Raw genomic sequence first — 24,406 nt, 5'->3', positions numbered from 1 at the left:
GATGGTGCGGCTGGCGGCAGCGTCAACCGCAGGCGGGCTCTCCGATCGCAAGCACGAACGGCGCGTTGCCGTCGGCATCGGCACCGCGTCCGATCGCCCGCACCGCCGCAACCAGCCGGCCGCCGCGGTCAAGCAGGGTGTCGCCGATCTCGATCAGCCGGGCATTTGGAGTCGCGAAAGGCGAGGCGGTCCGCAGCCGGCGGGCAAGGCTTTCCTCGCTCTGATCCGGCGCGAGCGAAAGGGCTGCGATCAGGGCTGCGGCGGGCGATCGCGACACGCCCATCCAGCAATGGATGAGCAGCGGCGTCTCCTGCCGCCACGATGAGGCAAAGTCGATAATCCCCCGCACATGCGTCTCGTCGGGCGCCACCAGGCCGCCGGTGCCCTTGAAGGTGATGTCGTTCATCGCAAGCGTCAGATGACGGTCAGCCGCGATCACGCCCGGTCGGTGAAAGGCCTGTTCCCTGGCGATCAGGCTGATCATGTCGCGTGCCTTGTGCCGCACCGCCATCTCGGCGATGCGCGACAGCGGTGAGACGATGATGAAGCTCACGACACCAACTCCCGCTCGGTCTCGATCGCCGCGAAGCGCTCGCAGAACAGCCGCTGTGCTTCGACTGCCGGCAGCGGCTCGATCATCAGCATCTCCCTGCTGACGCCGCGCGGCTGGCCGAAGAATTTTTGCGCCTCGGCGGGTGTGAAGCCGGCGAGCACTGTCGCCTCGAAATAGGCGGCGATCGTATCGGCCTTCTTGATCCGCTCCTTGAGGTCGCGTGAGGGATGCGGCGGTAGGCCGAAGCGCAGGTGCACAGCTGCCTCCAGCCGCTTTTCCACCGTCTTGTAGCCGCCGCCGACCACCGATTTGAACGGCGAGATCATATCGCCGATCACATATTCGGGCGCATCATGCAGCAGCGCCATCAGGCACTCCTGCGGGGAAGCATCGTTGAAGCGGCGGAAAATGTCTTCGACGACGAGACTGTGCTGCGCCACCGAAAAAGCATGATCGCCCGATGTCTGGCCGTTCCAGCGGGCGACACGCGCCAGCCCATGGGCGATGTCGATCAGTTCGACATCCAGAGGCGAGGGATCGAGCAGGTCGAGCCTGCGCCCGGAGAGCATGCGTTGCCAGGCACGCGGAGCTTTCGCCACTGTCACGCGCTGGCCTCGTCGGCGCTGGTGGGAAAGGTAAGGCCGGACCATGCGGGCAGGACAAGGGAAACGGGTGTTTCGCCGGCGAGCAGCGGCGTGGCTGAGGCCATTGCTGCGCCAGCGCGGTCGATGCGCACGATCGCCAGTCCATGGTCGCCTTCGACCGAACCGAGTGTGCCCACAGGCTTGCCGGCGGCGGTGATCTCCGTGCCGCTCTCCGGCAGTGCCGTTGCGGCAGAAACGGTCACGACACGCCGGCGCGCGGTGCCCCGGTGCTGCATGCGCGAAACGACCTCCTGGCCGACGTAGCAGCCTTTCCGGAAGGAGAGGCCGCCGTTGATATCCATCAGTACGTCATGCGGGAAGGCGTCCTGCAGGGCGAAGTCCGATCCTGACGTGACGATGCCATGGCTGATCCGCAGCGCGTCGTAGAGCGCTTCTTCACCATCGCCGTGTTTGCCGGGCTGACGTATCAACGTAACACCTGCCTTGACGAAGCGACAGTCACGGACGCCCTGGCCGTCCTGAACACCCTCGGCACCTTCGCCCCAGGAAACGGTGACACCCTCTTCGGTACGCGGCGCCAGCGTGACGGCGGCGCGCAGTTTGTACATCGTCAGCCGCTTCAACAGGCCATCGCGCTGATCGGTATCCGTTTCGATCGTGTAGCCGTCACCTTCCAGCCAGATCATGAAGTCGAACAGGATCTTGCCTTGCGGCGTCAGCAGCGCCCCGGGCCGCGCCTCATCCGCCTCGAGCGAGATGATATCGGTGGTGATCAGGTTCTGCAGGAAGGATTGAGCTTCCGCGCCGCTGATAGAGAGATGTGAGCGGTCTTTCAGGAATACAGCTGGCATGGCGGAACCTGTCGCGTTGGTCATCGCTCAGAGGTATGTCTTCATGAGATGGATCGCAAGCGCCATGCGAGACGCGTAAGCGACGTGGTCAATCACCCGCCGTGAAGAACTTCCATTTGCCATCAGGCTTAATGCCGAGGCGGTAGAAATTATATCCGCCGAATTCCTGCATGTCGGAAAGATCGCCAGCGGTGACGATGCGCAGCAGCTCGACGCGCTCCGGCGGCGTCAGCGACTTGAGGTCCTTCTCGGCGAAATAGGGCCAAACATACATCTCGTCTGCCGTACCCTGGCCGACATGCACGAAGCCGGTCGAGACGATGTCGAGCATGATGGCGAGGATCTCATCTCCGTCAGGATCGCCCGAAAGATCCTTCAGCGTGCCGATCGGATCGTCCGTGGGCTCGCCCACAGTCACCTGCGTCTGCTCGGTGCCGGTGCCCATCAATGGCCGCAGCCGTTCGAGATCGCCGGAGGCGGCCGCCTCGACAATCTGCTCGCGCATCTTGCGAACCGGCTCGGGCACCTTGTTGATGTCGTAAATCACCTCGACGGGCTTGGATGCCTCCTGAGCGCCGGGCGTCTTGTCGACACCCTGATTGTTCTGGACCAGCGGATCGGCCATGGGAACGCCTGAAGTGGTCCCGCCCTGCGGCTGGCTCTGTCCCTGAGCGCTTCCTGGCGCGGCGGGCGCGTCGTTGGCCGCTTGGCCGGGGATCTTGTGCAGTTCGGAAAGCGCGTGGGCTGCCGGCGCGAGGGAGATATTGCCGGCGGTGAGGCTGAACGCAAGCAGCACCGGCGCGAGCGGAATTCGCGAAACTTTCTCTTTACCGGTGCGCATTAAACTCTCTGATATCGATTATTGCAGGGTGCGGTTCGCGGAAAATTCGCCAGCGAGCATGCGCTCACGCAGCGAATCAAGCAGGGCTTCGGCGCTGCTTTCCCCGTGCAATCTGATGGTCTCTCTCAATGCATGCGCAATAGCGGCATCAGCGATGATCTCAGTCTCGATTCCGTCGGCCATACCGTCGGCCCAAGCCTCGTTCTGGTATTCCAGAGCCGCCTGCATCTTTTCGTGGACGATCATGTCGTCGATCTCGTTGAGGCTTGCTTCCATTGTCTTTTCCTCAAAACTTCTCATGTCTTACTGCACCGTTAACAACACTAACAGCCTTTTCCCAAAACGACACGTCCACATGCGAAAACAGGTTAATTAAACGTCAATTTCCAAAACGCGAGGTAATTTCTGTGGCGAGTGTTGCACCTTCGTTACGGTAGCGCTCTTCTGCCACGATGGCCGCTACGGTGCAATCCGTATAGACAGAGGCGAAGGCGCGGTAGCCTCGATTGAAGGCCGCAGTGAGCTTTTCCCTGCGCTGCTGCTCGCCCCCAGTCTCCGAATCGAGCAACTGCTGCATGCCGTTTCGCCACTCGTCGCCACCTGCCGCCTTGCAGAGCGTTCTGAGATAATGCACCGAACCCAACACCTCAGCGAGCCGCGCCAGCTTATCGTCATAGGGCACGGTGACGGCTGGCGGCGGCGCAATCTCCTCCTGCTGAGGCGGCGTATTCTTGCCCCCCTGCGCCATGGTGGGGCCGGCGAGCACGAGCAGGAGCAAGAAAACGCGTCGAACGGGAATCATGCTCATAGTTGATATGCTGAGCATGACGGCAACAAGGCGCGCCCGATAATTTCCACTTCTATTCGCAGCCGCCAGAGTATGATGCCGAAAAGTGTAAGCGGCTTTCGGACGACATCATGCCCTAACTCTTAATCCAGAACAGCATATGCGGCCTTTCCGGCCGAATCATCCTGTTCTAACCGCTCCGCGCATTCGAGCACGCTCTGCGGCACGGGCAGCCGTCGGATCTCTTCCACCGTGTACCAGCCAAGCGCCGCCGCATCGTCGGCGGCTTCCGCCACCAGCTCCCGATCCGCCTCGACGCGAAAGACCGACAGGAAGAAGTGGCTGCTGAGGCTGCCATCGGCCGCATGCGTCTTCAGGTCATAGGTCGAAAACAGCTGGGGATTGCGCACCGAAATGCCGGTTTCTTCGCGAAATTCGCGCAGCGCCGTTTGCTCCGGCGTTTCGCCCGGTTCGGCGCGGCCGCCCGGAAAGGCATACATGTCGGCGGAAGGCGGGTTGCGCCGCAAAACCAGAAGGAATCGTCCATCGCGTTCGAGAATGGCGGAGGAGGCGGCTTTGGCGGTGGAGATCATGAGATGGCTCTTGCTGTGATGGCTCATCCTACCCGATGAATACCGCCGAAGAAATGCGAGGCTCGAAAGGTGCTTCCGTGACCTACATCATCTACGCCTTCGCCGCGGTCTTCGAGATCGCCGGCTGCTTCGCCTTCTGGGCGTGGCTGAAACTTGGAAAGCCAATCTGGTGGCTGGCACCGGGCATGGTCTCGCTGGCGCTTTTCGCCTGGTTTCTGACGCTGGTGCCGAGCGAGGCAGCCGGCCGCACCTTCGCGGCTTACGGCGGCATCTACATTGTCGCTTCGCTGCTATGGCTCTGGTTGGTCGAAAGCCGCGTGCCTGATCGCTACGACGTCGGCGGGGCGCTGATCTGCCTTGCGGGAACGAGTATTATCCTCTTTGGGCAGAGAGGCTGAGGCGCCTTGACCGGACTCAAACCGGGTGCAAAGACAAGCCGATGTGTGGACGTTTCGCCCTGACAAACTCCAGCGCCGACCTGCGCGAATTTTTCTCCGGCGTCGATCTCGATGAATTTCCGGCGCGCTACAATATCGCGCCGACGCAGCCGATCCTCGTCGTCATGGCGGGCGAGGGCAGGGAGCAGGGCAGCAACTTGGCCGACCGGCGTGCCGTGCTCGTGCGCTGGGGCCTGACGCCGGGCTGGGTCAAGGACCCGAGGGACTTCCCGCTGCTGATCAATGCGCGATCCGAAACCGCGATCGGCAAGGCCTCCTTCCGGGCGGCCATGCGCCACCGCCGCGTACTCATTCCGGCTTCCGGTTTCTACGAATGGCATCGCCCGCCCAAGGAAAGCGGCGAGAAGCCGCAAGCCTATTGGATCAGGCCGCGTCAGGGCGGGGTCGTCGCCTTTGCCGGGTTGATCGAGACGTGGTCCTCGGCTGATGGTTCCGAAGTCGATACCGGTGCGATCCTGACGACATCGGCCAATGCGGGTATATCGGCCATCCACGATCGCATGCCTGTCATCATCAAGCCCGAGGACTTCTCGCGCTGGCTTGATTGCAAGACGCAGGAGCCGCGCGAGGTGGTCGACCTGATGCAGCCCATTCAGGAGGATTTCTTCGAGGCCGTCCCGGTCTCTGACAAGGTCAACAAGGTCGCCAATATGGGACCTGACCTGCATGAACCGGTGGTGATCGAAAAGCCGCTGAAGACCCCCGAGAAGCAAAGGCCTGACGGCGGCCAGCTTAGTTTCTTCTGAACGCTATCGGCCGCTTTCCTTGCTCGCGGCGATGCTTCAAGCGGATTTCTTGACGCTCGTCGGCTTGTTCTTCGCCATTAGCGATGCCGCGGCAACGGCCTTGAGACCAACGGGGCGATAGTTGGCGGCGAGATCCGGCTTAGCCGTCTGCTGTTCGCCGGTACTACTCTTCTTCGAAGTCACGGATACTCTCCTTACGTGGTTCTTCCCAGGTATTTTGTATTTTGAAGTTTCATCACGAATAGCGACAAAATGGGGACGCAGCTTATCAGGATTTGTAAACGCGCACCATAATTCGCGAGGCTTAACTGAAGCCTACGTTGGTTAATACTTACTGAAGGGGAGGGTTCCAATAAAACTGCGCAGCCGTTTTTCCCCGGGGAAAAGCGCGCAACAGTTTTCCCGCGAATGCGGGCAGTGAAGAGAGAAGGCATTTCCATCACCCGAGGAGATCAGGAAATGCGCCCGCGTCAGATGTGCCGGCCGATATCGTCGTCGCCGACGCCAGGTTCCTCGATCGTCAGCGTCCCGTACTTCCGGCGCCATTTCCGCGCGCCGAAGGGAAGCGAGATGAGGTAGGCGGCAACGGTGAAGACCATCACCTCCCAGGTGTAGCTCATCAGCAGAGCCACATAGAGCACGACGCCGAGCATCATCGGCAGCACGAGATCGCGCCGCAGCCGGTTGCCTTCCGATTTGCCCGACCAGACCGGTAGCCGGCTGATCAGCAGGAAGGCGATGACGACGGTGTAAATCGACGAGACATAGGCGAAGGTGCGGTCCGTCGCCAGGCCGAGGAAGCCGAGATAGACCGGCAGCAGCACCAGCATGGCGCCGGCCGGTGCCGGCACGCCGACGAAATATTCCGATTGCCAGCTCGCCTTGTTCTCGCGTTCGGCCATGACGTTGAAGCGGGCAAGCCGAAGCCCGGCGGCGATCGCATAGATCAGCGCGGCGATCCAGCCGAGCGAGCGCGCCTGGTCGAGTGCGAAGACATAAACGACGAGGGCAGGGGCGACGCCAAAATTGACGATATCGGCAAGCGAATCCATCTGCGCGCCGAACTTCGAGGTCGCCTTCATCAGCCGCGCTACGCGCCCGTCGATGCCGTCGAGGAAGGCGGCGAGCAGCACCATGGCGACGGCGAGCTCGTAACGGTTTTCGAAAGCCAGCCGGATGCCGGTCAGCCCGGCGCAGATTGCCAGAATGGTGATTAGGTTCGGAAAAACGAGACGGAGCGGGATTTCACGCAGGCGCGGGCCGCGGGCGGAGTCATCCGGACCATTGGGCTCGAAAGGCGGAAAGGGCGTTTCCATATCGCGTTCCAATCTGAAGCTAGAGTTTAGCTGCGGCGGCTGATGATGGGACCCTTGGTGGAGGCGAATTCGGCAATCACAGTTTCGCCGGCAATCGCCACTTGGCCGAGCGAGACGCGTGGCGCCGCACCGGCCGGCAGGAACACGTCGAGCCGCGAACCGAAACGGATCAGCCCGAAACGCTCGCCGGCATCGACAGGCTCGTTGGGGTTTGCCCAGCAGAGGATGCGCCGCGCCACGAGGCCGGCGATCTGGACGACGCCGATCTGGCCATGGCGGGTTTCGATCACCAGCCCGTTGCGTTCATTGTCCTCGCTCGCTTTGTCGAGCTCGGCATTGACGAAGCTGCCGGAGCGGTAATTGATGCTGACGATGCGCCCGCGCATCGGCGCCCGGTTCACATGGCAGTTGAAGACGTTCATGAACACCGAGATGCGCAGCATCGGCTCGGAACCGAGGTTGAGTTCGGCCGGCGGGGTGACCATCTGGATCGCAGAGACCTTGCCGTCTGCGGGAGAGATCACCAGATCGTCGTCCTGCGGGGTCACGCGTTCGGGATCGCGGAAGAAATAGGCGCACCACAGCGTGAAGATCATGCCTATCCAGAAGAGAGGCTTGAAGATCCACCCGAGGATCAGCGACGCGACGAAGAAGGCGGCAACGAAGGGATAACCCTCCTTGTGCACGGGGACGATCGTGTTGCGAACCGTGTTGAACAGGCTCATGCTGCCGGTCTCCTTGCGTTGTCGTTTTTTGCTGGTTAGCGAAAAACCGTCTCCGGGGCAATGCTGTGGCCCCAGACCTGGTTCCGACGCCGCAGTTCTGAACAACAAAAGCTTGGCCGCTGTCGCTCCCCGCTCAGCTTGCCGGGGCTAGCCGCGTGATTACGCCAAGGTCGTCGCTTTCGCGCACCTGCTTCAGATGTTCCTCCGCCTGTGTCGCCTCGCGCTGGCGGTTCCACATCGAGGCGTAGAGACCGTTCCGCTCGAGCAGGGCGGCATGCGTCCCGCGTTCGGCGATCTCGCCGCTTTTCAGCACGATGATTTCGTCGGCGCCGATCACCGTCGACAGCCGGTGGGCGATCACCAGCGTCGTGCGGTTCTTCGAAACCACGTCGAGCGCTGTCTGGATTTCCCGTTCCGTCGTCGTGTCGAGCGCTGATGTCGCCTCGTCGAGGATCAGGATCGGCGGCGCCTTGAGAATGGTGCGGGCGATGGCCACGCGCTGCTTTTCGCCGCCCGAAAGCTTGAGCCCGCGCTCACCGACCTTGGTTTCGAAACCCTCGGGCAGTGTCTCGATGAAATGAGCGATCTGTGCCACCTCGGCCGCTGCAAAGACCTCGCCATCGCTCGCCGATGTGCGGCCGTAGCGGATGTTGTAGGCGACGGTATCGTTGAAGAGCACGGTATCCTGCGGCACCATGCCGATCACCGAGCGCAGGCTCTTCTGCGTCACCGTTCGGATATCCTGGCCGTCGACGGTGATCGCGCCGCCCTGGATGTCGTAGAAGCGATAGAGGAGCCGCGACAGGGTCGATTTGCCGGCGCCCGAAGGGCCGACGACGGCAACCGTCTTGCCGGCCGGCACCTCGAAGGAAATGCCCTTCAGGATCGGACGGGCAGGGTCGTAGGCAAACTGCACGTCTTTGAAGGCGATCGCGCCCTGGCCGATGCGAAGCTCGGTCGCATCGGGCGCGTCCTTGACCTCGGCCTTGACCTCCAGGAGATCGAACATCTGCTCGATGTCGGTCAAGCCTTGACGGATTTCCCGGTAGACGAAGCCGATGAAGTTGAGCGGCGCGGAAAGCTGCAGCAGCATCGAATTGACGAAGACGAAATCGCCGACCGTCTGCTCACCACGTTGCACGGCCAGCGCCGACAGCACCAGCATGATCGTCGTGCCGATACCGAAGATGACGCCCTGGCCGAAGTTCAGCCAGCCGAGCGAGGTCCAGACATCGGTCGCCGCCTTCTCGTAGCGCTCCATCGATTTGTCGAAGCGTTTTGCCTCCATCTCTTCGTTGCCGAAATATTTGACGGTCTCGAAATTGAGGAGGGAGTCGATCGCCTTGGTGTTGGCGTCGGTATCGCTGTCATTCATCGACCGGCGGATGGCGATCCGCCAATCGGACGCGCGGATCGTGAACCAGATATAGGCCCAGACGGTAAAGGCGGTGACCGCGAGGTAAGAGAAGCCGTAGCCCCACCAGAAGATCGCCGCCGTCAGCAGGAATTCGATGACGGTCGGCACCGAATTGAGGATCGTGAAACGCACGATCGTCTCGATGCCCTTGGTGCCGCGCTCGATGATGCGTGAGAGGCCGCCGGTCTTGCGCTCCAGATGGAAGCGCAGCGACAGCTCGTGCATATGCACAAAGGTCCTGAAGGCGAGCTGGCGCACGGCGTGCTGCCCGACGCTGGCAAACAGCGCGTCGCGCAGCTGGTTGAGGCCAAGCTGGATCAGGCGGGTGATGTTGTAGGCGATCACCAGGGCGATGGCGCCGGCCAAGAGCGGCGGCACCGAGCCGGCCAGATCCATCCTGCCGTTCAGCGCATCGGTCGACCATTTGAAGAAATAGGGAACCAGCAGCAGGACGAATTTAGAGATCAGCAGGAAGACCGAAGCCCAGACGACGCGCATCTTGAGGTCGGGCCGTCCGGCCGGCCACATATAGGGCCAGAGGTTGAGAAGCGTTTGCGGCAGGTTGGATTCAGAGACTGTCTTGCTGTTTGCCATGCGTGTCTCCAGCCCGGTTGGGCTTGCCGCGGTCGCGCGCTTCGATACCGGCAAGAGCGCGAAACCGGGATATGCCCGAAGCGCTTCCCCCGCCACCGCCAAATAGGATGCCGGGCGGATGAATACAACAAGTGCGGGGTTCAGGAAAAGAGAGGCCGGGCGGTTATCCCGCCCGGCCTCGTCATGTTGTTTGGCGCTTAGAGACGCTGGTGGGACATGCGCTTGCGGTGCAGTTCTTCGGCGTTCGGCAACGCATCCTTTGGCAGGCCGAAGATCTGGCCGGGGCGGATGCGATCCGGATCGATGATCTTGTCCTCGTTGGCGATGTAGATCGTCGTGTAGCGAACGCCGAGGCCATAGGTACGGCGAGAGATCTGCCACAGCGTGTCGCCGCGGCGAATGATCACCGCCGCGTTATTTGCCGTCAGTGGCGCCTGTTCGATCGTCTTCGGCTGGTTGCCGACAGCCTCGTTTACGGCCGGTGCCGTGGCCGCGGGCGCAGCCGGGGCGGGGGATGGCGAGAGTTCGGCGATCATAGCGCCGAGCTTCTCGAGTGCTGCGCCGACGGATTTTGCATCCGTCGGCAGACCCTGCAGCACTGTCAACGCGTTGGTCGCGGTCTGGGAGGCGGAGCCGGATGCCTGCTTGAAGGTATCGGGCGCGTCTACCGCCGGGCGGAAGTCGGCGAGTGAGCGCAACGCGAATTCCGTTGCCGAGCGCGCCGCCGCAAGCTGTTCGCCGCCGGGCAGCTTGCCGTCGGCAAACAATCCCTTCAGCAGGCCGAAGGCCTTGCCGGCTTCGGCCTTGCGCTTGCCGAGTTCGCCTTCGTCGAGCGGCACCATCGAGGAGGCACCGTTCGCGTCGGCGGGGACGGATTGCGCGGCGACCCTGACCTGATCGCCGGCCGGGCGATTGAAATTCACCGCGGCGCGCACGATCACCTTGCCGGCGGGATCGACGACATCGACGCGGATCTTGTGGTCGCCCACCGAGAGCGCCACCACGCCGTCGATAATGAAATGGCCATCAGAACCCGCCGTGTCCTGGCCGACAAGGCTGTCGTCGGCATAACCGAGGACCTTGGCGTGGGCGCGCGTCGTGCCGGCGATGAAGATCTTGTTGCCTTCGATCTCGACGGCATTGACCATCACATCGGGCGCATTCGACTTGTCGGGTTCTGCGCCGCCGGGAATGGCCGGTGCAGTGGCCACACTGGAGGCGGCGGCAGTGAGATTAGGCGTCTGCAGTGCCAGTTCGCCGGTTGGCGCAACTATTGCACCAGGTGCAGCCAAGCTTTCGCCCGCTGCCGGCTTGTCGCCAGCCGGCGCCATCGGGTTGGAGGCATCGGCGACTTCGGTACCGGCCTTGGGCGCGGTGATGATGCGGCTTGCCGCGCCGGGTTTGGAGACCATGGCGAGCAGATTGGCGCCGTTACCGTCCTTCGGCACGGAAATGGTCGCGACTTCTTCGGAAAGTGTGCTCTTGCCGTCCTTGCCGGTGAACTTGAGTACCAGCTGGTGGTCGCCCGCCGGCAGCGGATCGTCAAGCACGGCGGCGAAATCGCCGCTCGCATCGACATCGGCAGTGGTCACCACCTTCTCGCCGTCAAGCACTTCGAGCTTGCCGTTCGGTTCGGCCGAGCCGGCAATCACGGTCGAGCCGTCGGGTTCGACGCGCAGCACGTCGAAAGCCGGAAGCTTTGGCCCGCTGTTCTCCGCTGCCGCATTCGCCGCAGCGGCGGCAGATGCGGGCGCTCCTCCGGTCAGCGCAACTTCGGCCTTGGCGATCGCGGCCAGCGCATCGGCGACATTGTCAGGCAGCGATTGCACGATGGCGAGCGCCTTTGCCGCGCCATCGCTAGCCTTGGCGGCGAGAGCCTGGGTCGCGGGATCGAGGCCATCGGGGATGGTGAAATCGGCAAGCGCCTTCAGCGCACCGACCGCTTTGGTTTTGGAGGCGGTGAGCGCATCTGCGGCCGGCCCCTTGCCGTCGGCAAACAGTGTCCTAAGTTCGCTAAGCGAAGTGCCGGCGTCGGCGGAGAGGCGGCCCACCTTTTCGGCGACCGCAGCCGAGTCGGCCACGGCGGAGCGTGATGTCTTTGCCGACTCGTTAACCGTGTTCTTGAGGTCCGTGCTCGCCTGGTTTATGGCATCGCCGACTTTGTTGGCATCGCCGCCGATACGCGGCATGACGAAAAACACCATCAGTAGGATTGCGATTACGAGCACTGCAAGGGCCAGCAAGCCGGCACGGTTCTTCATCATTATGTCTCCCAAGGCGGCAATTTGCCGTAGTAACCAAAATTGCTAGCGATTCCCGTTGCTTTTCACAAGCATTCAAAGCAATTAGGCAAGCTAGACACGCTGCTTTTCAGTCAATTTTCTTGACTGCATTGAAATGGAATAGTTGTTTCGCCTCCATGACCGACCAATCTGTATCGATTCGATCCATCTGCGTTTACTGCGGCTCAAGGCCGGGACGCGATCCCTCTCACATGGCGGCCGGGCGTGCTCTCGGAAGAGAGATCGCCGAATACGGCCTGCGCCTCGTCTATGGCGGGGGCACCAAAGGCATCATGGGCGCGGTTGCAAGCGGGGTGCTTTCAGGCGGCGGTCAGGTCACCGGCATAATTCCCGAATTCCTGATCGATATGGAAGCGACTCGCCACTCGCTCGGTCAGCTCAACGAACTTATTGTAACCCCTGACATGCATGCGCGCAAACACACGATGTTCGAGCGTTCCGACGCTTTCGTCGCGCTGCCCGGCGGCATCGGCACACTGGAAGAGATCGTCGAGATCATGACCTGGGCGCAGCTCGGCCGCCACGAAAAGCCGATGGTCTTTGCCAATATCAACGGGTTCTGGGATCCGATGATGGAACTGATGCGCCATATGACCGATGAAGGCTTCCTGCACACCGCCCACCGCGTGCAGCCGCTCGTCGTCGACGAGATCTCCGGCATCATTCCGGCGATCATGGCCCAGGCCGCCCAGCTCGCCGCCGATCGTGACGGCGAGGACGAGGTGATTTCGAAGATGTAGGCGGGGTAGCAGCCCCTGGAGCGACCCCGCCGTTTCGCCGGCAAATTCAGCTATAGGCCGAAACAAGCTGCGTCACCTGAGATCGCATCCATCGATTGGCGGGATCATTGTCGCCTGCCGCCGACCAGACCATCGATATCGGGCTCACCATGAGATCGAGGGGAACTTCGGCCTTCGCCAAGCCGAACAGACCGGCATACCGCTTCACAATTCTGGTCGGCAGAGTTGCAATCAGGGGCGCTTCGACGACGGCGGTCAGCACGGTGAGGAATTCTGGCGCTGCCACAGAGACGTCGAGCCGCAAGTTGATCCGCTTCAACGCATCATCAATGCAACCTTCGATGGCGTCCTTCTGGGAAACCAGGGCATGCTTCAGCCCGATATAGACGTCACGGTCCAAAGTTTCGGGAAGATCAAGAAGCTTCGGATTGTAGCAACACATCAGCGATTGCTCGAACAGTAGGTTTCGCCGATGTCTGTTGTTGCCGTCATCGTAGCAGCCGACGCCGAGGTCGATGACATTGTCGTCCAGAAGCTTATGGACCAGCTCGGGGTCGACCGCTCGCGCAAGCACTCTAATACCGGGGGCCGTCTCATTCAACATAGCGGCGAGACGCGGCACGAGCAGCACCTCAAGCTCGCTGGAAAAGCCGATGCGGAATATCTGCTCGGCCTCGCCCGGCTCGAAGGTCGCAGGGGTTACGATTGCCAGCTGCGTGCGACTGAGTATCTGCTCCACGGCTTCGGCGAAGCGCAGCGCCCGATGGGTCGGCTGCATAACTTGGCCGACACGCACGAACAGCTCGTCCTGAAGCAGGGTCCGGAGAGTGCCGAGATTGTGGCTCATGGCAGGCTGCTGGATTTTCAGCCTGACAGCCGCTTTCGTCACGCTCCGCTCCTTCATGAGCGCATCGAAGGCGACGAGCAGGTTAAGGTCGAAAGACCACAAATTGAAATGATCGATGGAGACAATTTCATTCATCGATTTGATCGTTGCACGAATTTTCCCTACTGTCCATAGCCATCAGACAGCGCTGTCCCGGTTCCAGTTCAACTCGAAAGGAAGTTCCATGAGCGATCTTGGAAAGGAATATCGTATTGCCGGCGTGACGGTCAGAAAGGTGCAGGAGCAGTATCTGCACAACGTTCCGCCCTCATTTCTCTACCCGACTGCCGGATCCGAGGAGATCAAGGCGATCGAGCCACGTCTTTCCGCCGTCGATATGGAAGAGGGCCGCGATGCCCTTGTGGTGAGCATCCATAGCTGGCTTGTCAGGACGCCCGACCACGTCATCCTCATCGACACGGGCTCGGGTAACGATAAGGAAAGACCGCGCAATCTCGCCTTCCATCAGCAGACCATTCCGTTTCTCGACAGGTTGCGCCAGGCAGGTGTCGAGCCCGAAGACGTCAACTTCGTCATAAATACCCATCTCCACGTCGATCATTCCGGCTGGAATACCGTGCTCGAGGACGGAAGATGGATCCCTACTTTCAAAAACGCACGCTACGTCTTCCCCCGCGCTGAGCAGGAATATTATGCGTCGACGGCAAGCCACAACGACGTCAATATTCCCAGCGCCGGCGTCTATGAGGACAGCGTGCGGCCGGTGATCGAGGCGGGGCTTGCCGATTTCATCGACGGTGCAGCCGGTCCTTTCCTGAAACACTTTACCTTCTTGCCGACGCCTGGGCACAGCATCGGCCATATGTCCGTTCTACTGGAGGCGGACAATCAAGCGGCAATCTTCGCCGGCGATGTCATGCACCATCCGATCCAGGTGGAACGGCCCGACCTCAACACGGTCTTCTGCGAATTCCTGGATCAGGCTACCCAGTCCAGGCGGCGCGTACTCGAACTCGCTGCCGATAATCACGCCATGTACTTCTCCACGCACTTTCCCGGTTCGTCTGCTGGATATGTCACCCGCGACGGCGAAAAATTCAGGTGGTCCTATGTCTGATAACAAGCTCGCGTCTTCAGCTTTTGACGCCGGCGAGGTCGTCTTCGACGAGCATTATGTTGATAGCGGGACCGACGGCATCAAGCTCTATCTCCGCAATAAGCGAAGGAAGGACCACAAAGTCTTTCTCGCGGAGAAAACGATCGTGATGGTGCATGGGGCGACCTTCTCGTCCGGAAGTCTTTACGACGTTCCCTTCAACGGGATGTCCTTCACCGACTTCCTCGCTCATCGAGGCTTCGATGTCTTTGCGGTCGATGTCCGGGGCTATGGAAAATCGACCCGCCCGCCGGAGATGCAGGCGGCGCCCGATCTCAACCCCCCGCTTGTCGCCACAGACACCGGCGTCGCCGACTTCGCAACGGCCATCGATTTCGTCCTTCGACTTCGCGGCCTGAAGGCTGTCAACGTCTTTGCAATGTCGTGGGGCGGTACCGTGGCCGGTGCATATGCTGCGCGCAACCCCGACAAGCTCGTCAAGCTAGCCTTGCTCGCGCCGCAATGGCTCAGTGACGTTGCCATCCCCATCGATCAGGGCGGCGCCCTCGGCTCCTACAGGCTCGTTCCCGTCCATGCGGCCCTGGCGCGTTGGCAGGGCACCGCACCCGAATATGCGCGTGAACGTCTTGTGCCTGAGGGCTGGTTCGACCTCTGGGCCGCACTGACCCTCTCGGAGGAGCCGTCGCAGGTCGACAGAGAGCAAGGCAAACTCCGGGCCACCAACGGGCCGATCCAGGACATCCGCACCTACTGGAGAGCTGGAACCCCTTATTATCGGCCAAGCGAGATTCGCGCGCCGGTGCTGCTGTTGCACGGCGAATGGGACATCGACGTCCCGCTCGATCTGGCACGGGCCTATTTCGAGCAACTGACCGGTGCCTCCTATAGGCGATGGGTGGAAATCGGGGAGGCGACGCATCTGGCCCTCATGGAGAGCCAGCGCATGCAGGTCTATTCCGAGGTTGCCCGCTTCTTCGAGGAAGATTTCAAACCGGAATAGAGTCTGAACGACGTGGCTCCGGGATCGAATCCGGAGCCCGCTTCCTCCATCAAGCCGGCCGCGCGTTCACCGTCCATCAAACCAGTCGTTCCCATGACAATTCTGATCACCGCCATCCTGGATGCTGGACGAAGTGCCGTCGACATCGCCATATTCACCTTTCTGCCGCTGATGATCGTGACTTTCTCGCTGATGCGCTACCTCGAGGGCATGAGCGCACTGCGATCAATCGCCGGCAAGGCCAATCCGCTCTTTAGACTTTTCGGCCTGGACGGTTTTGGGGCCTTGGCGATCATCCAACTCAGCCTCGTAAGTTCGGCTGCCCCGGTTGCTGCCCTGTCGCTGATGGCGCACAAAAGAACATCGGAGAAATTTATGGCCGCCGCCTTTGCGGCGGTGCTTGCGGCTGCGCCGGCGAATGCCAGTTTCCCGCTCGCAAGTCTCGGTATCGATCCCGGCTTGATCATAATAAACGGCGTGTGCGGAGCGCTCGTTGCGTCCACTCTCGCCTGTTGGATCGTTGGGCGCCGTTCCTTGCCCGGAAAGCCCTGTTCCTGCGACAAGGCGGATGACCACGACGTGGCGAGGCGCGATCTGCTGGCGGCGATCAATCGCGGTGGCGCAGATGCCATCGGCGTCGTTTCTGCGATCCTGCCGGTTCTCGTGATCTCACTGGCTCTGGTAAGGCTTACCGAAAGCACAGGCGCACTTTCCGCCTTCACGTCCGCTGCGCAGCCATTGCTTCAGCTGCTCGGCGCCTCGCAGCAGGATGTCCTCTTCCTGCTCACAAAGTGCCTGGCCGGATCGAGCGCAGCGGTCACGCTGTTGCTTGACGCCCACAAGGAACTGAGCCTTCCGCCGGAGAAAATCATTCACGGATCCGCATTTCTGCTAAACCCTCTCGATCTTCCCGGCCTTTCCATTTTTGTCGCTTCGGTGCCGGCGCTCCGCGCGGTGGCGGGGATTGCCGTCTTGAGCGCATTGACCGGAATTCTCGTCCGCACAGCGCTACTATCTTGGCTTTGAGCCAACGCTCCGGCTTGCGATTGGAGAACGGCTACGTCCTTCCGCGGCTTCCCTTCAGCATCGACCAGCTATAGAGGAACAGCCCCGCCCAGATTAGCGGGAAGGCGATCATGCGCGCCGTGCCGAGCGGTTCGTGAAAGACAAACACCGCGATCAGGAAGATCATCGTCGGCGCGATATACTGCATGATGCCGATCGTCGACAGTTTTAGGAGCTTGGCGCCGTTGGCATAGATCATCAGCGGCACGGCGGTAATGACGCCGCAGCCGAGCAGCAGCGTCGTGTCGGCAAGGCCGGTGCGGTAGAGATGGCCCTGGCCGCTGCCGAATTCGAGATAGAGGATATAGAGGAGGGCAGGCCCGCTGAGGATCAGCACTTCGAGGAAAAAACCCTGGTTCGGCCCGAGCGGCAGCGTCTTGCGCAGTAACGCATAGAAACCCCAGCTGATGGCCAGCGTCAGCGCCACCCACGGAATGCCGCCGCTATCGAAGGCGAGAATGGCAACGGCAAGCGCTGCCAGTGCGATCGCCGCAATCTGCAGCGGCTGCAGCTTCTCCTTCAGCAGTACCGCGCCGAGGAAGATGCTGAACAGCGGATTGATGAAATAACCGAGTGCTGCGTCGAGCGAATGGCCGGCGCCGATCGCCCAGACATAGGTGCCCCAGTTGACGGTGATCAGCGACGCCGTCAGCGCTGCCATCGCCAGCATGCGCGGCGAGCGTAGCGCCGTGGCGATATCGCTCGTGCGTCCAAGCAGGATCAGCACGATGCCGGCGAGCGGCAGCGACCAGACGATGCGGTGGGCGATCACCTCGGCCGGCGAAATATGCGCCACCGCCTTCATGTAGATCGGCAGGAAGCCCCAGAGCAGATAGGCAGTCAGCGCGAAGGCGAAGCCGCGCGGACTGTCTTCGTTCTTGGCCAAAGAAACGGATGCATCGGTCGACATCGGGTGTTTCCATCTTTGTTCTTCTTCTGATCCGGCCTAGCTTAAGCGCCGTGAATAGGCCAATTCATTTCTTTGAATGAAGGGTGAGGATTTGAAGCGGAAACGGGGCAAGGGACGGATGATGGCGGCCAAAGCCGGCATCGCCTTCTGGCAGGACCGAGCGGAATAACTTATTCCGCCGCGATCTTTCCCGCCAACTGCCGGTTCTTCATCAGCTTGTAGATTACGGAATCCATTAGCGCCTGGAACGACGCGTCGATGATGTTCTCCGAAACGCCGACCGTCCACCAGCGCACGCCGTCGCTGTCGGTGGATTCGATCAGTACGCGCGTGATTGCCTCCGTGCCGCCATTGAGGATACGCACTTTGAAATCGGCGAGCACGAGATCGTCGATTTCATGCTGATACTTTCCGAAATCCTTGCGCAGCGCCAGATCGAGCGCGTTGACCGGGCCCTCGGCATCGGCAACCGACATCAGCGTCTGGCCGTCGATGGTGATCTTGACCACTGCTTCGGACACGATCTTCACACGGCCAAGACTATCGAAGCGGCGCTCGACCATCACCCGGAAGCCTTCGATGGTGAAGAATTCCGGGATAGTGCCGAGCGTGCGGTGCGCCAGCAATTCGAAGCTCGCATCGGCGCCCTCATAGGCATAGCCGATGGACTCGTGTTCCTTGACGATAGAGATCAGCAGGTCGAGCTTCGGATCGTCCTTGGCGACGGTAATGCCGCGTCGCTTCAGCGCATTGATGAAGTTCGCCTTGCCTCCTTGGTCTGACACCATGACCTTGCGGAAATTGCCGACGCTCTCAGGCGGCACGTGTTCATAGGTGCGCGGGTCCTTGATCAGCGCCGAAGCATGGATGCCGGCCTTGGTGGCGAAGGCGGAAGCGCCGACATAGGGCAGCTGGTGATCGGGCGAGCGGTTGAGCAACTCGTCGAAGGCATGCGAGAGCCGGGTGAGGTTGAGCAGCCGCTCCTCGTCGATCGCCGTTTCGAAGCGTGTGTTGTAAGCGCTTTTCAGCGCCAACGTCGGGATCAGCGTCACCAGATTGGCGTTGCCGCAGCGCTCGCCGATGCCGTTCAGCGTGCCCTGGATCTGCCGGACGCCGGCTTCGACTGCGGCGAGTGAATTGGCGACCGCTTGGCCGGTGTCGTTATGGGCATGGATGCCGAGACAGCGGCCGGGAACACCTGAAGCGATCACCGCCTCGACGATCGCGCGCACCTCCGGCGGCTGCGTGCCGCCATTGGTGTCGCAGAGCACGATCCAGTGGGCGCCGCTTTCATAGGCGGTTTTCGCGCAAGCCAGCGCATAGGCCGGATTGGCCTTGAAACCGTCGAAGAAATGCTCGCAATCGACGATCGCCTCCTTGCCGGCGCCGACCGCCGCCTTGACGCTTTCGGCGATGCTTTCGAGGTTTTCTTCATTGGTGCAGCCGAGCGCCACCGCGACATGATAATCCCAGCTCTTGGCGACGAAACAGATGGCGTCGCTTTTCGCCTGCAGCAGCCCGGCAAGACCGGGGTCGTTGGAAACCGAAACGCCCGCCCGCTTCGTCATGCCGAAGGCGACGAAGCGGGCCTGGCTGGTACGCTTCTCGCTGAAAAAGGCGGTATCGGTCGGATTGGCGCCGGGATATCCGCCCTCGACGTAATCGATGCCGAATTCGTCGAGCATCGCGGCGATCGCAATCTTGTCCTCGACGGAAAAATCGATGCCGGGCGTCTGCTGCCCGTCCCGGAGCGTCGTGTCGAAGAGGTAGATGCGTTCTTTCATGTCGTTTCCTCCCGGCGAGCGGGTGTTGTTGGAATGCGAATGCTGCCCCTCATCCGGCGCAGGACACGTCCCCTCTCCCCGCGCGCGGGGAGAGGGCTAGGGTGAGGGGCTGTCCCCGAATTTTCAGTCCGGTTTCCCGGCAAATCCATCCGTCGCCCGGATCAGCCGATCGAGAATTCCGGGCTCCGAATAGGCATGGCCCGCACCCTCAATCAGGTGGAATTCCGCCTTCGGCCAGGCCTTGTGCAAGAGCCAGGCATATTTTGCCGGGCAGGGCATGTCGTAGCGGCCATGCACGATGACACCGGGAATATCCTTGAGCTTGACGGCATCGCGGATCAATTGGCCCTCGTCCATCCAGCCGGCATTGACGAAGAAATGGTTCTCGATGCGGGCGAAAGCATAGGCGAATTCCGCCTCCTCGAACTTGCCGCTTGTCGAAGGTTCGGGCAGCAGCGTGATCGTTTCGCCTTCCCAGATGCTCCAGGCCTGTGCGGCTGCAAGGCGCACGGACCGATCCTCATGCGTCAGGCGGCGATGATAGGCATGCATCATCTCATGTCGCTCCTCCGGCGGAATGGGAGCGATGAAGCGCTCCCATTTATCCGGGAACATTTCCGAGACGCCGAACTGATAGTACCAGTCGAGCTCGGCCTTGGTCAGCGTATAGATGCCGCGCAGAATGAGTTCGGAGACGCGTTGCGGATGCGCCTCGGCATAGGCGAGCGCCAGCGTCGAACCCCAGGAACCGCCGAACACTTGCCAGCTGTCGACGCCAGCCATTTCCCGCAGCCGCTCGATATCGGCGACGAGGTGCCAGGTCGTGTTGGCGTTGAGATCCGCATGCGGCGTCGACCTGCCGCAGCCGCGCTGGTCGAACAGCATGACGTCGTAGAGGGCGGGATCGAAAAGCCGGCGATGGGTGGGCGAGAAGCCGCCGCCGGGGCCGCCATGCAGGAAGACGGCCGGCTTGGCGCCCGGCGTTCCCGAGCGCTCCCAATAGATCACATGGCCGTCGCCGACATCGAGACGGCCTGAGGCATAGGGTTCGATTTCGGGATAGAGCGTGCGCAGTCTCTCGGTCATATCTTCACGCCTTTCGCGGGCCAGACTGATGTATCGTGGTCGGGATGCTGGAAGGAGATGATCGCCTCCTGCCGGGCGTAGAAATCCGGGTCCTTATGAACAGGTGCTGCGAAGATCTCCTCGACCCAGGGCAGGCGGGCATCGTAATTCACCTGGACCTGCGGTGCGAGATCGCTGCGGTCGTCGAAGGTGCCGATCGCAAGCTCCAGCCCGCCCGGATGGCGATAGGTCATCGGCGTGCCGCAATTGCTGCAGAAGCCGCGCTCGATATTGACCGAGGACTGGAAATAGCTCGGCTCGCCGCGCGTCCATTCCATCCCCTCCTCAGGCGCGGTGACGAGCGCGGAGAAGAAGCCGCCGAACTGCTTCTGGCACATGCGGCAATGGCAGATCGAGGGCCGCCCGAGTGCGCCTGATATGCGGAAGCGCACGGCGCCGCACTGGCATCCGCCTGTTCTGATTTTATCCGTCATAGGGTTTCTCCGGGGGGCCAGCTTTTCGTATCATGGTCGGGATGCTGATGATTGCTTGCAGCGATCGCATCTTCGCGGTCGGACGTGTCTGGCTCCGGTTCCAGCGGCAGGCAGTCGATCGCGTGAAACCAGGACATCTTGCGGCCTGTATTCGACTGCATCACCGGTTTGACTGCATCGGGATCATCCAGCGAGCCGAGCGCGATGTTGATGAAATCCGTCTCCGGAATATCGTAAAACAGCGGCGTGCCGCAATCGCCGCAAAAGCCGCGCCGCACGAGATCGGACGAGCGGAACCATTTGGGCTCCCCACGCGTCAGCTCGAAATCCTCAAGCTTGGCCGCAGCAAGCGGTAGGAAATAATTGCCGGCCGCCTTCTGGCACATGCGGCAATGGCAGATATGGGGATAGCCGAGTTCGCCGCGGGCGCGATAACGAACCGCGCCGCACTGGCATCCGCCGGTATGCCCTGCCGTTTTCGTCATGCGCGATCCTCCGGTGGCCAGACTGGCGTATCGTGGTCGGGGTGCTGATAGGAAACCAGTTCGTGCAGGAACGAACCTGCCGTGAGATCCGCCTCGGTTCGCTCTGCGGGCAGCTCATGCAGGTGGTCGACGAAGCCGATCTTGCCTTCGACACCCCATTGGATGGTCGGCGGAAGCAACGACGGATCGTCGAATGCGCCCGCGGCAACCGCCATTCCATCCGGCGCCTCATAGGTCAGCGGCGTGCCGCAGTCACCGCAGAAACCGCGCTCGACGAAATTCGATGAGCGGAAGGACTTGCGCTGCCCCCTGGTCCATTCGAACTCCATCCCGCGCACGGAAACCAGCGGTGCATAATAGGCCCCGAACGCCTTCTGGCACATGCGGCAATGACAGATCGACGAATCCGCCGGTGTCCCCCGCGCCCGAAACCGGATCGCCCCACATTGGCAGCCGCCGGTGTAGGTGGTCATGGCAGATTCCTCCACCGGGATTCCAGGCTGGGCGCCAAGACCCCTCCCAACCCTCCCCACAAGGGGGAGGGCTCTCTCGTGGCGCCGCCTTCATTTCCGCTTGGAATACTTGCAATTGCGGTGAAGTCGCTTCGGAGCAGTGCCGCACCGTAGCCCCTCCCCCTTGTGGGGAGGGGTTGGGGAGGGGTTTTGACCCAACACACCACTCTCACCGCTTGACCTCCCACGTCGTCACCCGCTCGCCGGTTGCGGCATCCTTGCCGTCCTTCAGCTGAATGCCCTTTGCCGTCAGCTCGTCGCGAATCTTGTCGGCTTCGGCGAAGTTCTTCGCCTTCAGCATTTCAAGACGCATTGCGACCAGCGCATCGACCGCCGCTGCGAGAGCGTCGTCGATTTCGGCCTTCTTCGGCAGCAGGCCGAGGAGGGCAGCCGTTGCGGCAAAGGTGGCGCCCGCCGCGGCATCCGTGTGGGCGGCCTGTGCCAGCGCATGCAATGCCTGCACCGCCGCAACCGTGTTGAGGTCGTCCGCCAGCGCGTTCAGCACGCTGTCGTCGGGCTTTGCATCGCCGGCTTCCGTCGCCGGCCATTTGGCGAGCAGGCGTTCGGCCTCTTCCAGCCGCTTGATCGAGAAATCGATCGGCTCGCGATAATGCGTCATCAGCATGGCAAGGCGCAGCACTTCGCCCGGCCATTTGCGGCCGCCGAAAATCTGTCTGTGCAGCAGATCGTGGATGGTGACGAAATTGCCCTCGGATTTCGACATCTTGCGGCCTTCGACCTGTACGAAGCCGTTATGCATCCAGACGTTTGCCATCACCTCGGTGCCGTGGGCGCAGCGCGACTGGGCGATCTCGTTTTCGTGGTGCGGGAAGATCAGGTCAAGCCCGCCGCCGTGAATGTCGAAGACATCGCCGAGATAACGCCGGCTCATCGCCGAGCACTCGATATGCCAGCCCGGCCGGCCGCGGCCCCAAGGGCTCTCCCAGCCGGGTTCGTTGTGGCTCGACAGTTTCCAGAGCACGAAATCGCCCGGGTTCTTCTTGTGCACATCGACGGCGACGCGGGCGCCGGCCTGCTGCTCGTCGAGCGGGCGTTTCGAAAGCTGGCCGTAATCCGCCATGGATTTGGTGTCGAACAGCACTTCGCCGGCTGCGACATAGGCATGACCGTTGCCGATCAGCTTGTCGATGATCTCGGTCATCTCGGCGATATTGTCGGTGGCGCGCGGCTCGACATTCGGCTCCAGGCAGCCGAGCTCGGCGACATCGGCGTGAAACTGCGTCTCGGTCTTTTCGGTGACGGCGCGGATCGCATCGTTGAGCGGCAGGCCCGGATGATCTCTCAGCGCCCGCGCATTGATCTTGTCGTCGACGTCGGTGATGTTGCGGGCATAGGTGACATGATCTTGGCCATAGATATGGCGCAGCAGCCGGAACAGCACGTCGAAGATGATGACCGGCCGGGCATTGCCGATATGGGCGAAATCATAGACGGTCGGGCCGCAGACATACATGCGGACATTGTCGGCATCGATCGGCGAAAACACCGATTTCTCCCGCGTCAGCGTGTTGTACAGCTTCAGTTCCGGCGTCGCGTCCATTCCATTCTCCCAAATGCACGATCAGACAAATATCGCGACCGGCGGGCCGGGGCGTTTCGCATCTTGACTATTTGGGAGACGAAAACGGCCGGGCCAGCGCTGGCGCTAGCGAATAATCTTCCGGCAGATAATGCAGGTAACCGTTTTCATGGCGCGATTTATGGCGTGGGAATGGCATTTGGTCAAGAGGGGCGAGGAACGATCCGGCGGTACGGTTCGGCCGCCATTTTCGCGGCACAAATCGCGAATAGCCAAGTAGGAGGCTATTGAAAATAGGGGGAAATGCGTGAGAAGACTGGGCCGATGGACGATTGGAGCGACTGTAATTCTGGCAGTCGCATCCGCCGCATATTTCGCATACGATTTCGGCATGCTTCGCTTCAACAATCCATCCTTGAGCCGCTATCCGATCCAAGGCATTGATGTCAGCCATCACCAGGGCGATATCGACTGGAAGACAGTTGCCTCGCAACCGAATGTTCGCTTCGCGATGATGAAGGCGACCGAAGGCGGCGATCACCGAGATTCCAAGTTTGCTGACAACTGGCAGCGCGCCGGCGATGCTGGACTGGTCAGGGGCGCCTATCATTTCTTCACCTTCTGCCGCGCTGGCAGGGATCAGGCGCAGAATGTCCTGGCGACCGTGCCGAAGCTGCCGGGAACCCTGCCCATCACAGTCGACCTGGAATTTGTCGGCAATTGCAACAAGGTGCCGACGCTCGAGGAAATGGCGACTGAGGTGAACGCCTTTTTCACCGAGTTGAAAGGCACCTTTCCGGAAAAGCCGATTTTCTACGTCACTCGGGAGTTCTACGATCAGTATCTGAAAGGCAATGAAGCCCGCTTCCCCGAGCATTACCTCTGGCTGCGAAGCGTGTTCCAGGAACCGGCGCAGGAAGGATGCAGTCATTGGTCGATCTGGCAATTTGCCGACAACGGCACTGTCGACGGCATTCAGGGAGCGGTGGACCTCAATGCGCTATGCCCGTCGGAAACGGGCTTGACGCGTCTCTTCCCGGCCGTTGCGGCGAGGTGAG

At 61.4% G+C, this 24,406-nt stretch carries 27 protein-coding genes; 7 read left to right on the top strand and 20 right to left on the bottom strand.

Features of this window, described 5'->3' with window-relative positions:
• Positions 1-22: 22 nt before the first annotated feature.
• The 7 genes from FFM81_RS14070 to FFM81_RS14040 form a co-directional block, all read right to left on the bottom strand.
• Positions 23-553, bottom strand: a complete 531-nt coding sequence (locus FFM81_RS14070) for a tyrosine phosphatase family protein (RefSeq protein ID WP_025415779.1) — start codon at positions 551-553, stop codon at positions 23-25.
• The gene (locus FFM81_RS14065) at positions 550-1,158 is read right to left on the bottom strand and encodes a YfbR-like 5'-deoxynucleotidase (protein WP_003574231.1); all 609 of its coding nucleotides are present in this window, start codon (positions 1,156-1,158) and stop codon (positions 550-552) included. Before FFM81_RS14065 ends, FFM81_RS14070 begins: the two co-directional genes overlap by 4 nt.
• Positions 1,155-2,009: a CAF17-like 4Fe-4S cluster assembly/insertion protein YgfZ gene (ygfZ, locus tag FFM81_RS14060; protein WP_025415780.1), complete on the bottom strand. Its 855-nt coding sequence runs from the start codon at positions 2,007-2,009 to the stop codon at positions 1,155-1,157. Before ygfZ ends, FFM81_RS14065 begins: the two co-directional genes overlap by 4 nt.
• 88 nt (positions 2,010-2,097) lie before the next feature.
• Positions 2,098-2,850: a hypothetical protein gene (locus tag FFM81_RS14055; protein WP_025415781.1), complete on the bottom strand. Its 753-nt coding sequence runs from the start codon at positions 2,848-2,850 to the stop codon at positions 2,098-2,100.
• A gap of 18 nt (positions 2,851-2,868) precedes the next feature.
• A complete protein-coding gene (locus tag FFM81_RS14050; RefSeq protein WP_003574226.1) occupies positions 2,869-3,126 on the bottom strand; it encodes a hypothetical protein in 258 nt (85 codons plus the stop codon).
• Positions 3,127-3,229: 103 nt separating this feature from the next.
• Entirely contained in the window at positions 3,230-3,676 is a 447-nt protein-coding gene (locus tag FFM81_RS14045) for a TIGR02301 family protein (RefSeq protein ID WP_003574223.1), read from the bottom strand.
• 104 nt (positions 3,677-3,780) lie between these two features.
• The gene (locus FFM81_RS14040; RefSeq protein WP_003574221.1) at positions 3,781-4,230 is read right to left on the bottom strand and encodes an NUDIX hydrolase; all 450 of its coding nucleotides are present in this window, start codon (positions 4,228-4,230) and stop codon (positions 3,781-3,783) included.
• A gap of 77 nt (positions 4,231-4,307) precedes the next feature.
• Between FFM81_RS14040 and FFM81_RS14035 the strand changes: the two genes are divergently transcribed.
• Positions 4,308-4,628, top strand: a complete 321-nt coding sequence (locus FFM81_RS14035; protein ID WP_025415782.1) for a YnfA family protein — start codon at positions 4,308-4,310, stop codon at positions 4,626-4,628.
• Positions 4,629-4,669: 41 nt separating this feature from the next.
• The gene (locus FFM81_RS14030) at positions 4,670-5,434 is read left to right on the top strand and encodes an SOS response-associated peptidase (protein ID WP_138384814.1); all 765 of its coding nucleotides are present in this window, start codon (positions 4,670-4,672) and stop codon (positions 5,432-5,434) included.
• A gap of 36 nt (positions 5,435-5,470) precedes the next feature.
• Here the strand turns inward: FFM81_RS14030 and FFM81_RS14025 are convergent, their stop codons facing one another.
• From FFM81_RS14025 to FFM81_RS14005, 5 genes are all read right to left on the bottom strand, one after another.
• On the bottom strand, positions 5,471-5,617 hold the full coding sequence (locus tag FFM81_RS14025; RefSeq protein WP_003574218.1) for a hypothetical protein: 147 nt from the start codon (positions 5,615-5,617) through the stop codon (positions 5,471-5,473).
• Positions 5,618-5,904: 287 nt separating this feature from the next.
• Positions 5,905-6,750, bottom strand: a complete 846-nt coding sequence (gene pssA, locus FFM81_RS14020) for a CDP-diacylglycerol--serine O-phosphatidyltransferase (RefSeq protein WP_003574216.1) — start codon at positions 6,748-6,750, stop codon at positions 5,905-5,907.
• A gap of 26 nt (positions 6,751-6,776) precedes the next feature.
• Complete coding sequence (locus FFM81_RS14015) at positions 6,777-7,475, bottom strand: phosphatidylserine decarboxylase (RefSeq protein ID WP_025415785.1); 699 nt, start codon at positions 7,473-7,475, stop codon at positions 6,777-6,779.
• 133 nt (positions 7,476-7,608) lie between these two features.
• A complete protein-coding gene (locus tag FFM81_RS14010; RefSeq protein ID WP_138384815.1) occupies positions 7,609-9,486 on the bottom strand; it encodes an ABCB family ABC transporter ATP-binding protein/permease in 1,878 nt (625 codons plus the stop codon).
• A gap of 197 nt (positions 9,487-9,683) precedes the next feature.
• Positions 9,684-11,750 (bottom strand): LysM peptidoglycan-binding domain-containing protein, encoded by a 2,067-nt coding sequence (locus tag FFM81_RS14005; protein WP_138384816.1) that lies wholly within the window; start codon positions 11,748-11,750, stop codon positions 9,684-9,686.
• Positions 11,751-11,905: 155 nt separating this feature from the next.
• Between FFM81_RS14005 and FFM81_RS14000 the strand changes: the two genes are divergently transcribed.
• A complete protein-coding gene (locus FFM81_RS14000; protein ID WP_003574211.1) occupies positions 11,906-12,529 on the top strand; it encodes an LOG family protein in 624 nt (207 codons plus the stop codon).
• Positions 12,530-12,575: 46 nt separating this feature from the next.
• Here the strand turns inward: FFM81_RS14000 and FFM81_RS13995 are convergent, their stop codons facing one another.
• Positions 12,576-13,511: a LysR family transcriptional regulator gene (locus FFM81_RS13995; protein WP_128399337.1), complete on the bottom strand. Its 936-nt coding sequence runs from the start codon at positions 13,509-13,511 to the stop codon at positions 12,576-12,578.
• Positions 13,512-13,599: 88 nt separating this feature from the next.
• On the opposite strand from FFM81_RS13995, the gene FFM81_RS13990 reads away from it, so the two are divergent.
• From FFM81_RS13990 to FFM81_RS13980, 3 genes are all read left to right on the top strand, one after another.
• Positions 13,600-14,493: an MBL fold metallo-hydrolase gene (locus FFM81_RS13990; RefSeq protein ID WP_003574208.1), complete on the top strand. Its 894-nt coding sequence runs from the start codon at positions 13,600-13,602 to the stop codon at positions 14,491-14,493.
• A complete protein-coding gene (locus FFM81_RS13985; RefSeq protein ID WP_128399338.1) occupies positions 14,486-15,493 on the top strand; it encodes an alpha/beta hydrolase in 1,008 nt (335 codons plus the stop codon). Before FFM81_RS13990 ends, FFM81_RS13985 begins: the two co-directional genes overlap by 8 nt.
• A 93-nt stretch (positions 15,494-15,586) precedes the next feature.
• On the top strand, positions 15,587-16,519 hold the full coding sequence (locus tag FFM81_RS13980) for a hypothetical protein (protein WP_138384817.1): 933 nt from the start codon (positions 15,587-15,589) through the stop codon (positions 16,517-16,519).
• 31 nt (positions 16,520-16,550) lie between these two features.
• On the opposite strand, the gene rarD is transcribed toward FFM81_RS13980, so the two are convergent.
• The 7 genes from rarD to cysS all read right to left on the bottom strand — a co-directional run bounded on the left by rarD (position 16,551) and on the right by cysS (position 23,369).
• Complete coding sequence (gene rarD / locus FFM81_RS13975; RefSeq protein WP_138384818.1) at positions 16,551-17,468, bottom strand: EamA family transporter RarD; 918 nt, start codon at positions 17,466-17,468, stop codon at positions 16,551-16,553.
• Between the two features lie 170 nt (positions 17,469-17,638).
• Entirely contained in the window at positions 17,639-19,252 is a 1,614-nt protein-coding gene (cimA, locus tag FFM81_RS13970; protein ID WP_025415788.1) for a citramalate synthase, read from the bottom strand.
• Between the two features lie 123 nt (positions 19,253-19,375).
• The gene (gene pip / locus FFM81_RS13965; RefSeq protein ID WP_003574203.1) at positions 19,376-20,338 is read right to left on the bottom strand and encodes a prolyl aminopeptidase; all 963 of its coding nucleotides are present in this window, start codon (positions 20,336-20,338) and stop codon (positions 19,376-19,378) included.
• On the bottom strand, positions 20,335-20,811 hold the full coding sequence (locus FFM81_RS13960; protein WP_025415789.1) for a GFA family protein: 477 nt from the start codon (positions 20,809-20,811) through the stop codon (positions 20,335-20,337). The genes pip and FFM81_RS13960 overlap by 4 nt, the downstream gene beginning before the upstream one ends.
• The gene (locus tag FFM81_RS13955) at positions 20,808-21,296 is read right to left on the bottom strand and encodes a GFA family protein (protein ID WP_003574201.1); all 489 of its coding nucleotides are present in this window, start codon (positions 21,294-21,296) and stop codon (positions 20,808-20,810) included. The genes FFM81_RS13960 and FFM81_RS13955 overlap by 4 nt, the downstream gene beginning before the upstream one ends.
• The gene (locus FFM81_RS13950; RefSeq protein WP_025415790.1) at positions 21,293-21,769 is read right to left on the bottom strand and encodes a GFA family protein; all 477 of its coding nucleotides are present in this window, start codon (positions 21,767-21,769) and stop codon (positions 21,293-21,295) included. Before FFM81_RS13950 ends, FFM81_RS13955 begins: the two co-directional genes overlap by 4 nt.
• Positions 21,770-21,977: 208 nt before the next feature.
• Positions 21,978-23,369, bottom strand: a complete 1,392-nt coding sequence (gene cysS / locus FFM81_RS13945; protein ID WP_138384819.1) for a cysteine--tRNA ligase — start codon at positions 23,367-23,369, stop codon at positions 21,978-21,980.
• Positions 23,370-23,655: 286 nt separating this feature from the next.
• Between cysS and FFM81_RS13940 the strand changes: the two genes are divergently transcribed.
• Complete coding sequence (locus tag FFM81_RS13940) at positions 23,656-24,405, top strand: glycoside hydrolase family 25 protein (protein WP_025415792.1); 750 nt, start codon at positions 23,656-23,658, stop codon at positions 24,403-24,405.
• The last annotated feature ends 1 nt before the right edge of the window (position 24,406 follow it).

Source organism: Rhizobium hidalgonense (assembly GCF_005862185.2).
In the GTDB taxonomy this organism is placed as follows: domain Bacteria; phylum Pseudomonadota; class Alphaproteobacteria; order Rhizobiales; family Rhizobiaceae; genus Rhizobium; species Rhizobium hidalgonense.
Note: the sequence above shows the minus strand (reverse complement) of the source record. Positions and strands in the feature narration are given on the sequence as shown.

What these genes read in the sequence shown, in the direction of transcription:
- FFM81_RS13960 (WP_025415789.1), bottom strand. Translation starts at nt 20,811, where the DNA reads ATGACGGATAAAATCAGAACAGGCGGATGCCAGTGCGGCGCCGTGCGC.
- FFM81_RS13955 (WP_003574201.1), bottom strand. Translation starts at nt 21,296, where the DNA reads ATGACGAAAACGGCAGGGCATACCGGCGGATGCCAGTGCGGCGCGGTT.
- rarD (WP_138384818.1), bottom strand. Translation starts at nt 17,468, where the DNA reads ATGTCGACCGATGCATCCGTTTCTTTGGCCAAGAACGAAGACAGTCCG.
- FFM81_RS14050 (WP_003574226.1), bottom strand. Translation starts at nt 3,126, where the DNA reads ATGGAAGCAAGCCTCAACGAGATCGACGACATGATCGTCCACGAAAAG.
- FFM81_RS14005 (WP_138384816.1), bottom strand. Translation starts at nt 11,750, where the DNA reads ATGATGAAGAACCGTGCCGGCTTGCTGGCCCTTGCAGTGCTCGTAATC.
- FFM81_RS14010 (WP_138384815.1), bottom strand. Translation starts at nt 9,486, where the DNA reads ATGGCAAACAGCAAGACAGTCTCTGAATCCAACCTGCCGCAAACGCTT.
- pip (WP_003574203.1), bottom strand. Translation starts at nt 20,338, where the DNA reads ATGACCGAGAGACTGCGCACGCTCTATCCCGAAATCGAACCCTATGCC.
- FFM81_RS13980 (WP_138384817.1), top strand. Translation starts at nt 15,587, where the DNA reads ATGACAATTCTGATCACCGCCATCCTGGATGCTGGACGAAGTGCCGTC.
- FFM81_RS14045 (WP_003574223.1), bottom strand. Translation starts at nt 3,676, where the DNA reads ATGCTCAGCATATCAACTATGAGCATGATTCCCGTTCGACGCGTTTTC.
- FFM81_RS13995 (WP_128399337.1), bottom strand. Translation starts at nt 13,511, where the DNA reads ATGAATGAAATTGTCTCCATCGATCATTTCAATTTGTGGTCTTTCGAC.
- cysS (WP_138384819.1), bottom strand. Translation starts at nt 23,369, where the DNA reads ATGGACGCGACGCCGGAACTGAAGCTGTACAACACGCTGACGCGGGAG.
- FFM81_RS13985 (WP_128399338.1), top strand. Translation starts at nt 14,486, where the DNA reads ATGTCTGATAACAAGCTCGCGTCTTCAGCTTTTGACGCCGGCGAGGTC.
- FFM81_RS14000 (WP_003574211.1), top strand. Translation starts at nt 11,906, where the DNA reads ATGACCGACCAATCTGTATCGATTCGATCCATCTGCGTTTACTGCGGC.
- FFM81_RS13950 (WP_025415790.1), bottom strand. Translation starts at nt 21,769, where the DNA reads ATGACCACCTACACCGGCGGCTGCCAATGTGGGGCGATCCGGTTTCGG.
- cimA (WP_025415788.1), bottom strand. Translation starts at nt 19,252, where the DNA reads ATGAAAGAACGCATCTACCTCTTCGACACGACGCTCCGGGACGGGCAG.
- FFM81_RS13990 (WP_003574208.1), top strand. Translation starts at nt 13,600, where the DNA reads ATGAGCGATCTTGGAAAGGAATATCGTATTGCCGGCGTGACGGTCAGA.
- pssA (WP_003574216.1), bottom strand. Translation starts at nt 6,750, where the DNA reads ATGGAAACGCCCTTTCCGCCTTTCGAGCCCAATGGTCCGGATGACTCC.
- FFM81_RS14055 (WP_025415781.1), bottom strand. Translation starts at nt 2,850, where the DNA reads ATGCGCACCGGTAAAGAGAAAGTTTCGCGAATTCCGCTCGCGCCGGTG.
- FFM81_RS14030 (WP_138384814.1), top strand. Translation starts at nt 4,670, where the DNA reads ATGTGTGGACGTTTCGCCCTGACAAACTCCAGCGCCGACCTGCGCGAA.
- ygfZ (WP_025415780.1), bottom strand. Translation starts at nt 2,009, where the DNA reads ATGCCAGCTGTATTCCTGAAAGACCGCTCACATCTCTCTATCAGCGGC.
- FFM81_RS14040 (WP_003574221.1), bottom strand. Translation starts at nt 4,230, where the DNA reads ATGATCTCCACCGCCAAAGCCGCCTCCTCCGCCATTCTCGAACGCGAT.
- FFM81_RS14015 (WP_025415785.1), bottom strand. Translation starts at nt 7,475, where the DNA reads ATGAGCCTGTTCAACACGGTTCGCAACACGATCGTCCCCGTGCACAAG.